This is a genomic window from Buttiauxella noackiae (assembly GCF_000737905.1).
GTDB lineage: Bacteria > Pseudomonadota > Gammaproteobacteria > Enterobacterales > Enterobacteriaceae > Buttiauxella > Buttiauxella noackiae.
On record NZ_JPRU01000003.1, the window covers coordinates 329,472 to 343,079 of the forward strand.

Consider the following 13,608-nt stretch of genomic DNA (forward strand, 5'->3'; position numbering starts at 1 on the left):
TTGTTGGACGATGAAGCAGATGTTTTTGCAAGATTACGAGAGTTGTAAGGTCGAAAAGCGATAGCGTCATCCATTCTTTCGCCTGTTTGTCGGATGGCGCTGCGCTTATCCGACCTACGTATTCAAAGTACAGACGTAAAAAAACCCAACCTTGCGGTTGGGTTTTCTTGAATTTGGTCGGCGAGAGAGGATTATTCCCCTGCGGGCCGTTGCTAAAGCAACGTTGTCTCGCTGCGCTCGGCTCAAACCTCCTTCGGAGGTTCTCATCCTCTGTAAACTACAGATGCAAAAAGACCAACCCGAAGGTTGGTCTTTTCTAAATTTGGTCGGCGAGAGAGGATTCGAACCTCCGACCCACTGGTCCCAAACCAGTTGCGCTACCAAGCTGCGCTACTCGCCGAATGCGGAGCGCATCTTACTGCGCACCGTTTTACCCGTCAATCCCTGAAACTGAAAATCCTATCTGTTTGCTTTAAATTCCAGCACATGTGGCTAAAAAGTTACTGTGCGGCTTTCTTTTCCGGCACATGGCACCAGTTGTTGTTCTGGTTGATACCACCGTCTGGAGACGTGTAACCCAGGCAACCCATGATGGTGTCATACAGCTCAACATGGCGATGTGGCACCTTCATTTTTGCCTGTTCCTGCATATGTGCAAACTCACGTGCGCGATCGGGGTTTTCCAGATATTTATCTGATGCCCAAACCAGCAACGGTACACGGAACTGCTCAGGTGGAGCCATTTTACGTGGCGTGCCGTGCAGGTGTTTGTGTTCGTCAATCGACTCACCGTGGTCAGAGGCATAGAAAATAATCGCACGCTTATCACGTAGTTCAGAAATCACTTGTTCAAGCACACTGTCGGTATACAGCACGGAGTTATCAAAAGCGTTAATCAGCTGCTCTTTGCTGCACTCTTTATCAATGCTGACGCACTCTGGAGTCCATTTCGCGTAGCTGCGTGGGTAGCGTTGCACGTAAGAGAAGTGCGAGCCTTTGGTGTGCAACACAATCAAATGCTTGCCGTTAGGATGCTCATCCACAGAACGTTTCATCTCTTCGACCAGCAACATATCATCGACTTGCTTACCGCGGTTACGCGGCTCAGCTGCGATCTGCTCACGGTAAGAGAAGTTATCTGCCATGGTGTTGCCGTAGAACCAGACTTCACTTTGCATCGCAAAAAGGTTTGAGCTGAAACCAAGCTGTTTAAGTACCGCAAAAACGTTCTGCTCTTTCAAAGTACGCTGCGGATTCTCTTCCGCACCGCCTTCACGCACGAACATACAACGCAGCGAAAGCTTAGTTGCGGTATCGCAAGATTCACCTCTGAACGCGACCAGGTTTTTCTCCTGGGCAAGTTTTGGCGTGGTGTCGCGGTCATAACCCAGAATACCCATGTGATCCCAGCGAGTGGTTTCGCCAATCACAAACACAACATAAGTATCATCGAGCTCTTTTGGCGCGACATAAGTAAATTTCTTCGCTGGGTTGAGCAACGAACTATTGTCGTTAGACTCATCAGCCTGAGCCCAGGCAAAAAGACCCAAAGCAGAGACCCAGTTTGATGGCAGATAAGAGTTAGCCACCACGCCGCCGTAGCTTGGCATATCTACCGTTGAGCGCTTCTCTGTACGATTTTGTTGCTTATCGAGTAAACGCAGCGGTGCCCAGACCATGAGTCCAGCCAGCAGCACAATGGCCACATTTTTGATGCGCTGACCTGGGGTTTTTAATTGATTGAGCAAGGTATCGCGTGTTTTGCTTCCCCAGATAAGTACTAACGGAATAGCACTGACCAAAACCATCCATAATACAAATTGATAGCCGACAATTTCTTTCGAGAGGTCGATATCGGTGGTCATCACCGAGGCGATAATACCGTAGCCAATCACGACGTTAAGCAACGTCATGTAATAGCTGGCACCGACGGAACACAACACGATTAATGTCGCGAGGATTCGCCAGACGGTACGACCAAAAAGGGATAGCACGCGGAATAAAAAGAAAGTGACCAGTACGCAAGCCACAACCTCAGCAACCATGGAGAAAGCTTTCAGGCGGCTAAAGTCCTGAGCAAAACCCATGAAACGATTATAAAAAACCGAGAGGTTCAAAAATATGCCGATGTATACCGCTAACAGAAAACAGAGTTTCTGCTGGGTCATCGATTTAATGTAATTCATGCAGGTTGTCCGAAAAAATAATGCAAAAAAGAGATGTTATAAACATCACTCAGACTTCCCGTAGCGAGGAAAATTCTGAGCAATAAAAAATAGAGTCCGAATCAGGATGATTCTTAGCCAATTTTTGGCGCGGATTAGTAGAACATAGGGAGAGTAAAAAGTATCGGCAAAATTGGTGATCCACACGGTTGTTTACATATCTCATGCTGGCTCAGTGCAGGTCGGTGATAAAACATATCAGGCAATATTGGTGATGCAGAGAGGTAGTTATGCTGTCTTTAGAAGAACGTGCGCGCCGATATGCAACGAAGGCTCATGCGGCTTGCGATCAGCGGCGCAAATATACGCTTGAGCCATATATTGTCCATCCAGCAGCCGTGGTGGAGATAGTCAGGAGCGTGTCCCCCATTGAGGAAGTGCTCGCGGCGGCCTGGTTGCACGACACTGTTGAGGACACCGATACCACGCTTATCGACATTCAGGAGCACTTTGGCCCGGATGTGGCGACGTTGGTGGCAATGGTCACTAACCCTGAACAACTCCCCGGCACCAACCGCATTCATCGTAAACGTGCTCATTTCCTGCATACCTCTAACGCAAGCCATGAGGCGCAAACCATCAAACTGGCAGACATCATCGATAACACGCGTGAAATTTTGCGCTATGACCCACACTTTGCTCGGGTCTATCTGATAGAAAAACGCATTCAGTTGGCGGGGTTACAACGAGGAAATGAGATCTTAAAAGCGCAAGCGGAAGGCATTATAGAACAGGGGATTTCACAATTAATGATGCCGCCGTATAACGTCCCGGCGGCATGGTTTGCGGCATTAATGGCTCGCTATCAGGCGTGAGACTCTTGATAAACTTCGCGCGCTGGAGTGCGGATGGTGGTGGAAATCGCCAGAGATAAAATCAGCAGAGCAAAGATGACGCAGAAGGTCACGTAGAAGCCGCCGAAGATGGAAGCGATAATCGAACCACAAATGCTGCCAATACCGAAGCCCAGGTAAATCACACCGTAGTTTTTAGTCAGGTTATTCAGACCAAAGAACTCGCTCACCAGTGATGGGTAAACAGTGATGGTGCCGCCGAAGTTAAACGCTACACAGGCAATCGCTGCAAAGAAAGTCACTTCATTAAGTGGAGCGAACAGCAGGGCAGCCATGCCAACTAAAGAAATAACCTGGCCGATAGTGATAACGCGGATACGTGCAATCTTATCGGACAGAATACCCAGCACCAGGCGGCCACTCAGGTTAGCAATTGCAATAACGGTTACTGCATTTGCCGCAGTCTCAGCAGTTAAATGCACCATGCCCTGTGCGATATCTTTTGCTACGCCGATAACATACAAACCACTCATGCAGGCAGTAAGGAACATAACAGCCAGCATCCAGTACTGTGGCTTACGCATGGATTCAGCAAGGGTGTAATCTTTTTCAGCCACACCATTTACTGTTTTAACTTCCTGCAATGGCGCATCTTTCATCAGCATTGAACCGAACAGAATCATTGCCATCGCCAGAGCACCCCAAATCATAAAGGTACTTTCAAGGCCATAAGTTGCCAGTAAATGGGTATCGATATATTTGAAACCCAGGCTGCCAAGGCCGTAAGAGCCAATGGCAAATGCGGAAATCAGACCTTTACGCTCCGGGAACCATTTCACGCAGTTGGAGAGCGTTAACAGGTAACCTGCACCATCGGCCAGCCCCACCAGCACGCCTGCGCTCAACCATAGCATCAGCAGATTGTTGGAGTGAGCGGTAAGGAAGAAACCAACACCCAGCAGTACACCTGCCGCCATCGTTACTTTGCGTACACCAAAACGTTCCTGCAATTTACCCGCAACAGAGGAAGAAATCGCAAGGCCAAGGCTGAGTAAACCGAAGGAGAATGCTACCTGGCTGATTGGCTCATCCAGTTTTTGCGACAACGCGCTATTGAACAAACTCCAGGTATAAACAGAACCCAGTGCAAACTGGGTAATGATGGTGCCGATCAGAGTTAACCAGCGAGTACGGTTGTAGGTAGAATTATTCATGGCAGATGTCCGCAAAATTTAAGAGAAATCTTCTGCTGCCAAGAGTAACGAAGTGCATTTTATTCCAGGAGAAAAAGGCATGAAGTGCATTCAGGCCGTAATGAAATGCACCTGAGAGGGAATGAATGACCTGGACGTTGATTCGAAAATTAATAAAGTTAGTAATTACTATCAATATAAGGCGCGTAAACACTGATAATTAAATGTTAAATATATAAATTCAAAGTTACTTTAATGATCAAAAACGCGCGCTAACACCAACATTATAAATATATGCCTCGCCCGTCGTTAATCCTTCAGCTTGCGACATTGAAGCAAACGCGGCCATATTTTTACCAATTGGCATATCAGCACCTACTGTTACATCCATCCAGCTCGAATCCTGACCCGTCACGGCATTTGTTCGCAATCCTGACTGCGCTTTCCAGAGATTCTCACCATATTGATGGTTGTAGCTAACCTGTGCCCACGGGCGCAGATAACCGACCGACGAATCCAGACGCCAGCCCACAGTAGAGACGCTGGCATGCCAGAGCTGATCGGTAAACCGTGCTGCAACAGCCGTGTCGCCATACTCGTTATAAATTCCGGGTGTAGTGCCATCCCAACTGTACTTTGCTGTCGGGCCGGTTGTGATATTGCCGGGCAAAGAGATATTCCAGCCGATGCCCAAACGTGAGGTATCAGCGCTAATATTATCGTTACCAGAAACGAGCATCAGCCCCTCCTGGTTTTGGGAGGTAAAAGAAGATTTGATCCTTTCTGCGAGAATATCGTTGTAGCTTGGTTGGCGATTACTGTCCCAAGTGTAACGATCCTGCGCTTCGCCCGAAGTTTCTTCGGCGACATATTCTTCTTGCCAGGCAAATACATTCGTAGCATAGGGCAGACAACACAAAGCCAGCACCGTGGTGAGAGTGACACGGTGACCACTGCGTATATTTATAATCATCAAAACGACTCCAGAAAAGAGCCAAATCCGGCGATATTTTTTTGTCTTTTTGGCGGGCCTGCGTTGCGGATACCCCCTAAATAATTCAAGGTGCGTCGAGGCGGCAAGAGAGCGAGTCCCGATGGGCTTACAAAAGTAAGCGCTTCGGGTGAGTAAACGCAGCCAGCAAAGAGACCACTTGAAATATGATGGGGGATAGCCCTGAATTAACTATTGTCTCTTTATCTGGCACGTCAAGTTGGCATGAGAAATTTCATCAAAGGAGAAACGTATGCTGCGTTGTGGATGGGTATCCCAGGATCCGCTTTACATGGAGTATCACGATAAAGAATGGGGCGTGCCGGTAACTGATGGACAGCACCTTTTCGAGATGATCTGCCTTGAAGGACAACAGGCTGGTTTGTCGTGGATAACCGTGCTGAAAAAACGCGAAAACTATCGTCGCTGCTTTAAAAACTTCGATCCTCAGGCCGTGGCTTTACTGCAACCGGAAGATGTCGACGAACTGGTGCAGGATGCCGGTATAATCCGCCACCGCGGGAAGATAGAAGCCATTATTAATAACGCGAAAGCGTATCTGGCGATGGAAGCCAACGGCGAGAAATTCCCTGAGTTTGTCTGGTCGTTTGTCAATAATCAGGCGCAGATTACACAGGCGGCAACGCTTGCAGAAATTCCCACAACGACCCCCGCTTCTGACGCGCTATCAAAAGCGCTGAAAAAACGCGGCTTTAAGTTTGTGGGGTCAACCATTTGCTACTCATTTATGCAGGCCTGTGGGCTGGTCAATGACCACGTCACCACTTGCTTCTGCCATCCAGATAACCTCAAATGATTCGCCGCCTACAGCCTGCTGAAATGGATGAGTTGATTGAAATCTGGCTTGCCAGCACTATTCACGCTCATCCATTTATTAGCGAAAATTACTGGCACGAAAGTGAGTCCATCGTACGGAATGTTTATATTCCGCAATCTGCGACCTGGGTTTATCTGCACCAGGACAAAATGGTGGGATTTATTAGCGTGCTGGATTCGCTATTTATTGGTGCACTGTTTGTTAGCGAACCTTTTATTGGCAAAGGAATTGGGCAAGCGTTGATGGAGCACGTCAAAGCGCTTTATCCCTCACTGAGCCTTGAGGTTTACCAGAAGAATCATCGGGCAGTACATTTCTACCATCACCAGGGCTTTCGCATTGAAGAAAGTGCCTGGCAAAACGAAACGCACCACCCGACCTGGATTATGAGCTGGCAGGCGGAGCAAATGCTGTAACTTCCGGTACCGGGCCGAGATACTTTTCGGCCCACACCAGCGACGAGTTTGCAGCACAGCCATTTGCCAGTCGCGAAGTCGGAATATCGAGCGTTAGCACATTCACCGCACCGTTTTTACACAGCTTTTCATCGTCTAAATCCGGCCATGCCCCCTGGTGAATACAGACCACCCCGGGCTTAATGCCTTCTGTTACCAGTGCCCCCACCAGCACCTGCCCACGGGCATTCCAGACACGCACTAAATCACCATCCGCAATGCCGCGTTCAGCCGCATCTTTTGGATGCAGAGTTAACGGCTCACGTCCGGCAATGGCGTATTTGTCACGCAATGCCGCGTAGTTGAGTTGACTATGCAGGCGGTGTGCCGGATGAGATGAGAGCAGTTGAAGCTGGCCGGACTGCGCATTGCCTTGCCATTCGTCTGGCGCAATCCAGGTCGGATGTGGGGGACAATCAGCATAACCAAAACTGGCAATACGTTCGGAATATATTTCGATTTTTCCGCTTGGAGTTTTTAATGGGTTAGCCTGCGGGTCATGGCGGAAATCAGCAAAACGAATAAAAGCGGCGCTCTTCTCACTTTCTGGCATTTCAATCAGCTGGTTAGCTTCCCAGAACTGATGAAAATCAGGCAATTCTATTTGCTGTGCTTCCCCGCGCTTACGGGCGATTTCATAGAACGCCTCCAGCCATTGCAGCTCGGTTTTCCCTTCCGTGAAACGGGCTTCGCCGCCCTCTTCCCACAAGGCACTGAGTTGTGCAAAAACGTCGAAATCATTGCGCGCCTCACCCTGTGGGGAGACAACCTGCTTCATCGGCACTAAATGCTGGTTGCTGTAATCACCGGTCATCGTTAAATCATTGCGCTCAAACGATGTGGTGATCGGCAACACAATATCTGCGTGTTTTGCGGCCGCCGTCCAGAAGCACTCGGAAATAACCACCAGTTCCGGTTTCTGCCAGGCTTTGATCAGACGATTGGTATCTTGATGGTGGGTAAAATTACCGCCGCCTGCCCACCAGAGCATGCGAATATCCGGGAATATTTTTTGCTGCCCATTGTGCTGATACTCACCGCCTGGGTTTTCCAGCGCCTCAACAATGCGCGCCACTGGGATTTTTTCGACAGCATCAGTACCGTTTGCCACCGTTCCCTGCATTGAACCGAGCACCGCTGCGCGCCGCGTCGGGTTGCCACCGTTCGCAAAGTGATAAGACAAACCAAAACCACCGCCCGGCGTACCAATTTGCCCCAACATCGCTGCAAGCGTAATCAACATCCAGTGCTTTTGCTCGCCATACTGCTGGCGCTGCATCCCCCAGCCTGACATCAGCATGGTGCGATTGCGGCTAAACACCTGTGCCAGATACTCAATGGTTTGCACCGGCACACCACAAATTTTCGCCGCCCATTCGGCATTTTTCGGCTGGCCGTCGGTCTCACCCGTCAAATAAGCGGCAAACTTTTCGTACCCATGAGTACAGCGCGCCAGGAATTCTGTGTCGTGCCAGCCGTGTTTAACCAGCGTATGCGCGATACCCAACATCAGCGCGACATCAGTTCCCATATCTGGAGCAATCCACTGGGCATTTTCACCAAAGAAATCCACCGTTTCCGATCGCATCGGATCAATGGCGATCACGGTTTTACCGCTGTTTTTCAGTTGCTCAAAAAACTTCACACCCTGTTCGTCGCTGGCGTTCCAGGCAATCTTTAGCGTGTTCAATGGGTTGGCGCTCCACAGCACCACCACATCGCTGTGCTCCAGCACCAGTGGCCAGCTGGTTTGCTGCTGATAAACCTCATTTGAGCCAACCACATACGGCATAATGACTTGTGCCGCGCCGGTGGAATAATCCCCCAAGTGCCCGGTATAGCCGCCCGCCAGATTCATATAACGTTGCAATAACGTAGACGCTTTATGGAGTACGCCATTGGAACGCCAGCCATAGGAACCCGCGAAAATAGACGCTGCACCATAAGTCGTGCGAATGCGTTGGTGCTGCTGGTGAATCAACAAGAACGCTTCATCCCAGCTGATTCGCACATACTCATCTGCACCTCGCACACCTTGTGGTGCCTCGGGTGAGGCAAGAAAACCTTTCCTGGCCATGGGATACTGCACACGGGCTTTACTGTGTACCTGGTCCGGAACTGCGCTTTGCAATGAATTCTCATGCCCGGTATCCAATGCCCCTCTGGAAGCGAGGACTCGCTCTCCGTCAGTTTCAACGATCATCGGGCCCCAATGTGCGGCAGTTAGAATTTTCTTGTTTGGTGAGAATGCATTAGCCAATTCGGGCTCCCCTTTTTGCAGGTGTTGTGCAGGTGGCGGCCTGATGGCCACTCAATATTTTGTTTACAAATTCAGACGACTCTATAGAAATTTCTACACATTCACACGGCATAATCAACCGCCGCTGAAGTCGCGGTTGAGTTATTAAATTCACAAAGGAAATGAGATGAAAAAACGCGTCATGATGATTGCCGCCATTGTTTGCGGCACGTTAGCAGTTTCTGGTTGTACGACCAACCCTTATACCGGCGAACGTGAAGCAGGGAAATCAGGCATTGGAGCCGGTATTGGCTCGCTGGTAGGCGCAGGCGTGGGTGCACTCTCCTCATCGAAAAAAGATCGCGGCAAAGGTGCTCTGATTGGTGCCGCTGCGGGTGCCGCATTAGGCGGTGGTGTCGGTTATTACATGGATGTGCAGGAAGCGAAACTGCGCGAGAAAATGCAGGGAACGGGCGTGAGTGTGACGCGTAGTGGCGATAACATCGTGCTTAACATGCCAAACAATGTCACCTTCGACAGCAGCAGCGCAACACTGAAACCGGCTGGTGCAAATACCCTGACCGGCGTGGCAATGGTATTGAAAGAATATCCAAAAACTGCGGTTAACATCGTGGGTTACACTGACAGCACCGGCAGCCAGGAACTGAATATGAAGCTTTCCCAGCAGCGTGCAGATGGCGTAGGTAGCGCGCTGATCACGCAAGGCGTGGCAGCAAACCGTGTGCGTACCACAGGTGCAGGTCCGGCGAATCCAATCGCCAGCAACAGCACTGCTGAAGGTAAGGCGCAGAACCGCCGCGTAGAAATTACGCTGAGCCCGCTGTCTTAATCATTGGATTTAGCTATATCTCGCCCTGGGTAATTTGCCAGGGCGAAGTTTGATAAAAAGCGCTGCATTTACATCGGCGGCGTCAGCCCATCTTTACCGGCGGAAATCCCGCGGGCAACCAACTGACCTTTATCATCTTTCGTGCCGTGTAAAACGACTTTAGTACCGGGTTTCAATAGTGATTTATCCCCAGGGGTAATCAGCACGACCGGAACGTCATCCGGAACAATGACTGTTTTTTCCTGATCCTTAACCTTCACCGTCATCGTGCGACCATGACTATTAACCAGTTTTCCGACCGTACCGTTGGTCATGGTATTTACATTTCCGTCAGCAGATTCAAAAGGGTTAAACCCTTCACCCGATCCTCGTAAGCTCGGTGCGAATACATGTACTTCTAACGCTTTCAGAGTGCCATCAGCCTGCTGCACCGCCGCTGTGCCAATAAAACTATCAGGTTTGATATCACTCACTTTTGCCTGGCTTATGCTATTCACTTTGGTTTGATCGGTGAGTGCGACATCGAGCTTCTCCCCCTGCCGCGTGGTGATTTTGAGCGTATTACCATTCACAGCATCGATAATGCCACGCACCGGTCTGATAACATTTTCACCTTCCGTCGCCATAGAACCAGCACTCAGCAACAATGCGCTGAGCAGAAAAGCGGAAAAACAGTGCTTAGTCATTTTCTCTCCAGTATTCAGTTTATGAATCATTAGCACGCTTATTAAGGGTAATTCGCAAATGAAAACCGGTGAGGAAAGTCGTTTGAAAGAGTGTGTTTAAACATTTCTCTAAATCGTGTGGCGGCAGGCAGTCGCAGCTAAACTATCCATGATACGCTGCGTGAATACGCTATCCATCGTGCTGGTTCAGGAAGAAATATGGCTTACAAATTTGCTCTGATAGTGCTCATCCCACTCGCGGTTATTGGCTGTTCATCGACTGACACTTCAGGCTATGACGGGCATAAAACTATTAGCCCGGCAGAGACTAACGAGGCATTAATAATGCGTTCGCAATATCCGGATCAATATTATGGACGTGAAAATTTAACCACTGAACAGCGCAGAGAAATAAGCGAGAAAATGCGTGCAGACCGGCTGGAAGCACGAGGACGGCAGGATAACAGCACTGATAGTGGCGATGGTTTCGGACAGTCGGTTCCCGGCGGCTTCTTTAACTAAGAAGGTTGAGGGCAGCGCGAGTTAATCACGCACTGCCATATCCAACTCCTTCGCTGCAAACCAGGCAAAAGCGATGACTTTTTCGGCACTCGTTGTGTCGCCATCTTCAATAAACCATGATGCGGACAAACCCGCATAGGCCATTATCCACTGTAGCAACCGCGTTTTGCCCATACCCGTAGCCTGCGTAACAACTTTAAGCTGTCGTTGAAAACGTGCTCGACGGCCCGCTGCGGGTAGATCAGGGTTACAAAACAGGTTCGCATAATCGTAGCCTCGCTCACCGACGAGCCCTTTCGGATCGATTGCCAACCAGCCTTGCTCACCAAAATCCAGAATGTTGTTGTGATGAATATCGCCGTGCAGCGCGACTTCGCTATGCGCAGATGACAACAGATCGATTGCGACTTCGCGGCAGAGGCCGTAAATAGGATTGCTCTGCGTCGAATTAAGAAGAGAAGCAAACCAGCGGCTCAATGGCACTAACTCGCCAGGCAATACCACTGAGGATGAATGAAGTGTTTCTACAACCTGGCAGATTATCTGGCTCGCCTGTTCATCTTCGTTGTTTTTTGCCATCTCAAGCAAAGAGCGATTTCCGCAAGCTCTCTGCATTAACAACGCGTTAGATTCGCAAGCCAGCACTGGAGCTGCCCCTTGACCATTCCAGCAGTTCATTAGCTTAGCGCCTCGCCGTTCATCTTCACTGAGTGCAACTTTCAGCATTAATGCTTTGCCGTGGCAATCGCGCACAGGCTGCAAATGGCTGGTATGCGTGATGATTTGCTCACCTTCAGAAGACAAATTCCATTTTTTAATCCAGGGCTTTAGCGTTTCGATTTGAAGTTCCAGAGTGGATTTATGCATGAACAACCAGAGTAGACGCTAGTGAAGTCAAAAACAAAAAACCCCGCTGGTGAGGCGAGGTTTTTTGTTTTTGCTGCTTAGTGCTTTTACTGCTTTGCACATCGCACAACATCAACTCCCCAAATATACGACGAAAGCCGCAGTGGCGCAAATACTTGCTGATATTGTGAGCAACGCATAAATCAGTGACTTGCGATACTGTTCGCATTTTCATTTTTTTACTGTTTATTTATACAGTAAAATGGATATACTGTGTGTGTTGAAAGCGTTGTGCTCTGAGGCCGCAAACCGCCGCGCAAATGAAGTCCTGGCTGAAACGGGTGGTGCCGTCAGTGCCTTAACCTCAGAGGGGCACATCGTACAACGTCAACAAATTCAGCAGACTACAGGCAGCGGAAAGGCTCGTCGGCTGACAGTGCTCCTGGCGACAGGAGAAAGCGTATGGGCTTGATGGAACTGGCTATTTTGTTTCTGAAACTCATGGTTGCGTTGCTGCAACTACTTGAAGTCGCCATGAAATACTTCAAGTAATTCATCGTCTTCAAGTCGCACCAAAAGGAGGCGGGAAACCGCCTCCTTTTTATAAACCTCTGTTGCCGTTTCGCTGGCAACATAAATTGCCGTTAAGGCTTTACATGCTGACAATTTATCTCTCATTCAAAAGGTGTCAGGCCATAGGGTTTCATCGTCTATGTGTGGTAGATTCCTCTCGATTTTTTGGCGTAATCAGTTTTATAAACTGATGATTGGCATCTGAACCCCAAATTACACCTGAGAAAATGAAAAAGTTAGCCAATATTCACCTGCTGATGATGTTGATTCTGCTGGTTGCTGTCGGGCAAATGACGCAAACCATTTATATCCCCTCAATTCCCGATATGGCTCACGACTTCGGCGTGCGCAGCGGTGCAATTCAGCAAGTAATGGCGGCCTATTTGCTGACCTATGGCGTGTCACAACTTGTCTACGGGCCGATCTCAGACCGCATCGGCCGCCGCCCGGTCATTCTCACCGGTATGAGTATTTTCATCCTCGCCACAATTTGGGCTCTGTTCACAACTAATTTAACGGCTCTGGTGATTGCCAGTGCGTTGCAGGGAATGGGGACAGGCGTTGCAGGTGTGATGGCACGAACCATGCCGCGTGACCTTTACGAAGGTGCGTCACTTCGTTCTGCCAACAGTCTGCTGAATATGGGGATTCTGGTCAGCCCGCTATTGGCTCCGGTCATCGGCGGGATGCTTGATTCCGTATGGGGCTGGCGTGCTTGCTATGGCTTCTTGCTAGTGCTTTGCACCATTGTCGCCTTCTGCATGTTGCGCTGGTTACCTGAAACTCGCCCTGTTCAGGCTAAACCTCAACGACTGGTTGCAAGCTATAAAGCCTTGCTGGGTAGTGGTTCATTTAATTGTTATCTGCTGATGCTGGTCGGTGGGTTGGCAGGTGTAGCCGTATTTGAAGCCTGTTCCGGTGTATTGATGGGCGGCGTTCTTGGGCTCAATGGTGTAGTGGTGAGTATTCTGTTTATTCTCCCTATCCCGGCAGCCTTCTTTGGCTCCTGGTATGCTGGCCGGGAGAATGCGCGCTTCTCTTCATTAATGTGGCAAGCCGTATTGAGCTGCCTGTTTGCCGGCATTTTGATGTGGATTCCAGGCTGGCTTGGAATAATGAATATCTGGACATTACTGGTACCAGCCGCGCTGTTCTTCTTCGGTGCAGGGATGTTATTCCCATTGGCGACCAGCGGCGCAATGGAGCCATTCCCATTTCTCGCAGGCACCGCGGGCGCGCTGGTTGGTGGGCTGCAAAATATTGGTTCAGGAGCGATGGCGTGGTTTTCTGCGTTGCTGCCACAAACCGGGCAATTCAGCCTTGGAATGCTGATGACGGCAATGGGTGTGATGATTTTGTTCTGCTGGCTTCCTTTGTCGCATAAGTTTCAGCGACATGGTGAGGCTGTGTAATTTCC

General features: G+C 49.5%; 14 protein-coding genes, 1 tRNA gene and 1 other RNA gene. 8 read left to right on the forward strand and 8 right to left on the reverse strand.

Going from position 1 to position 13,608, the window contains the following annotated elements; genetic code table 11:
- Nucleotides 1-174: 174 nt before the first annotated feature.
- The 3 genes from IX31_RS22510 to eptB form a co-directional block, all read right to left on the reverse strand.
- Nucleotides 175-288, reverse strand: a non-coding RNA gene (locus IX31_RS22510) — RtT sRNA.
- Between the two features lie 35 nt (nt 289-323).
- Nucleotides 324-400, reverse strand: a tRNA-Pro gene (locus IX31_RS17380).
- A gap of 100 nt (nt 401-500) precedes the next feature.
- On the reverse strand, nt 501-2,186 hold the full coding sequence (eptB, locus tag IX31_RS17385; protein WP_034460624.1) for a kdo(2)-lipid A phosphoethanolamine 7''-transferase: 1,686 nt from the start codon (nt 2,184-2,186) through the stop codon (nt 501-503).
- A 269-nt stretch (nt 2,187-2,455) separates the two neighbouring features.
- On the opposite strand from eptB, the gene IX31_RS17390 reads away from it, so the two are divergent.
- Nucleotides 2,456-3,040, forward strand: coding sequence for an HD domain-containing protein (locus IX31_RS17390; protein ID WP_034460625.1), 585 nt, complete (start codon nt 2,456-2,458; stop codon nt 3,038-3,040).
- Here the strand turns inward: IX31_RS17390 and IX31_RS17395 are convergent.
- Complete coding sequence (locus IX31_RS17395) at nt 3,031-4,233, reverse strand: L-lactate MFS transporter (RefSeq protein ID WP_034460627.1); 1,203 nt, start codon at nt 4,231-4,233, stop codon at nt 3,031-3,033. The two genes, IX31_RS17390 and IX31_RS17395, sit on opposite strands and share 10 nt — an antisense overlap.
- A 238-nt stretch (nt 4,234-4,471) precedes the next feature.
- A complete protein-coding gene (locus tag IX31_RS17400; RefSeq protein ID WP_074388679.1) occupies nt 4,472-5,185 on the reverse strand; it encodes an autotransporter domain-containing protein in 714 nt (237 codons plus the stop codon).
- A 271-nt stretch (nt 5,186-5,456) separates the two neighbouring features.
- On the opposite strand from IX31_RS17400, the gene tag reads away from it, so the two are divergent.
- A complete protein-coding gene (gene tag / locus IX31_RS17405) occupies nt 5,457-6,020 on the forward strand; it encodes a DNA-3-methyladenine glycosylase I (protein WP_034460631.1) in 564 nt (187 codons plus the stop codon).
- Nucleotides 6,017-6,457 (forward strand): N-acetyltransferase, encoded by a 441-nt coding sequence (locus IX31_RS17410; protein WP_034460633.1) that lies wholly within the window; start codon nt 6,017-6,019, stop codon nt 6,455-6,457. The genes tag and IX31_RS17410 overlap by 4 nt, the downstream gene beginning before the upstream one ends.
- On the opposite strand, the gene IX31_RS17415 is transcribed toward IX31_RS17410, so the two are convergent.
- Nucleotides 6,426-8,756, reverse strand: a complete 2,331-nt coding sequence (locus IX31_RS17415) for a molybdopterin guanine dinucleotide-containing S/N-oxide reductase (protein ID WP_034460635.1) — start codon at nt 8,754-8,756, stop codon at nt 6,426-6,428. The two genes, IX31_RS17410 and IX31_RS17415, sit on opposite strands and share 32 nt — an antisense overlap.
- A gap of 166 nt (nt 8,757-8,922) precedes the next feature.
- On the opposite strand from IX31_RS17415, the gene IX31_RS17420 reads away from it, so the two are divergent.
- Complete coding sequence (locus tag IX31_RS17420) at nt 8,923-9,585, forward strand: OmpA family lipoprotein (RefSeq protein ID WP_034460637.1); 663 nt, start codon at nt 8,923-8,925, stop codon at nt 9,583-9,585.
- A 68-nt stretch (nt 9,586-9,653) separates the two neighbouring features.
- On the opposite strand, the gene IX31_RS17425 is transcribed toward IX31_RS17420, so the two are convergent.
- The gene (locus tag IX31_RS17425; protein WP_034460639.1) at nt 9,654-10,271 is read right to left on the reverse strand and encodes a DUF5666 domain-containing protein; all 618 of its coding nucleotides are present in this window, start codon (nt 10,269-10,271) and stop codon (nt 9,654-9,656) included.
- 198 nt (nt 10,272-10,469) lie between these two features.
- Here IX31_RS17425 and IX31_RS17430 point away from each other — a divergent pair, with 198 nt between their 5' ends.
- The gene (locus IX31_RS17430) at nt 10,470-10,772 is read left to right on the forward strand and encodes a hypothetical protein (protein ID WP_034460641.1); all 303 of its coding nucleotides are present in this window, start codon (nt 10,470-10,472) and stop codon (nt 10,770-10,772) included.
- 21 nt (nt 10,773-10,793) lie between these two features.
- Here IX31_RS17430 and IX31_RS17435 read toward each other — a convergent pair whose 3' ends face one another.
- The gene (locus tag IX31_RS17435) at nt 10,794-11,639 is read right to left on the reverse strand and encodes an aminoglycoside phosphotransferase family protein (protein ID WP_051880748.1); all 846 of its coding nucleotides are present in this window, start codon (nt 11,637-11,639) and stop codon (nt 10,794-10,796) included.
- Between the two features lie 256 nt (nt 11,640-11,895).
- On the opposite strand from IX31_RS17435, the gene IX31_RS17440 reads away from it, so the two are divergent.
- The 3 genes from IX31_RS17440 to emrD all read left to right on the forward strand — a co-directional run bounded on the left by IX31_RS17440 (nt 11,896) and on the right by emrD (nt 13,603).
- Nucleotides 11,896-12,090 carry a hypothetical protein gene (locus tag IX31_RS17440; RefSeq protein WP_034460642.1) on the forward strand — a complete coding sequence of 65 codons (195 nt, stop codon included), beginning with the start codon at nt 11,896-11,898 and terminating at the stop codon, nt 12,088-12,090.
- The gene (locus IX31_RS23280) at nt 12,081-12,170 is read left to right on the forward strand and encodes a type I toxin-antitoxin system toxin TisB (protein WP_122974051.1); all 90 of its coding nucleotides are present in this window, start codon (nt 12,081-12,083) and stop codon (nt 12,168-12,170) included. The genes IX31_RS17440 and IX31_RS23280 overlap by 10 nt, the downstream gene beginning before the upstream one ends.
- A gap of 248 nt (nt 12,171-12,418) precedes the next feature.
- Nucleotides 12,419-13,603 (forward strand): multidrug efflux MFS transporter EmrD, encoded by a 1,185-nt coding sequence (emrD, locus tag IX31_RS17445; protein ID WP_034460644.1) that lies wholly within the window; start codon nt 12,419-12,421, stop codon nt 13,601-13,603.
- Nucleotides 13,604-13,608 lie beyond the last annotated feature (5 nt).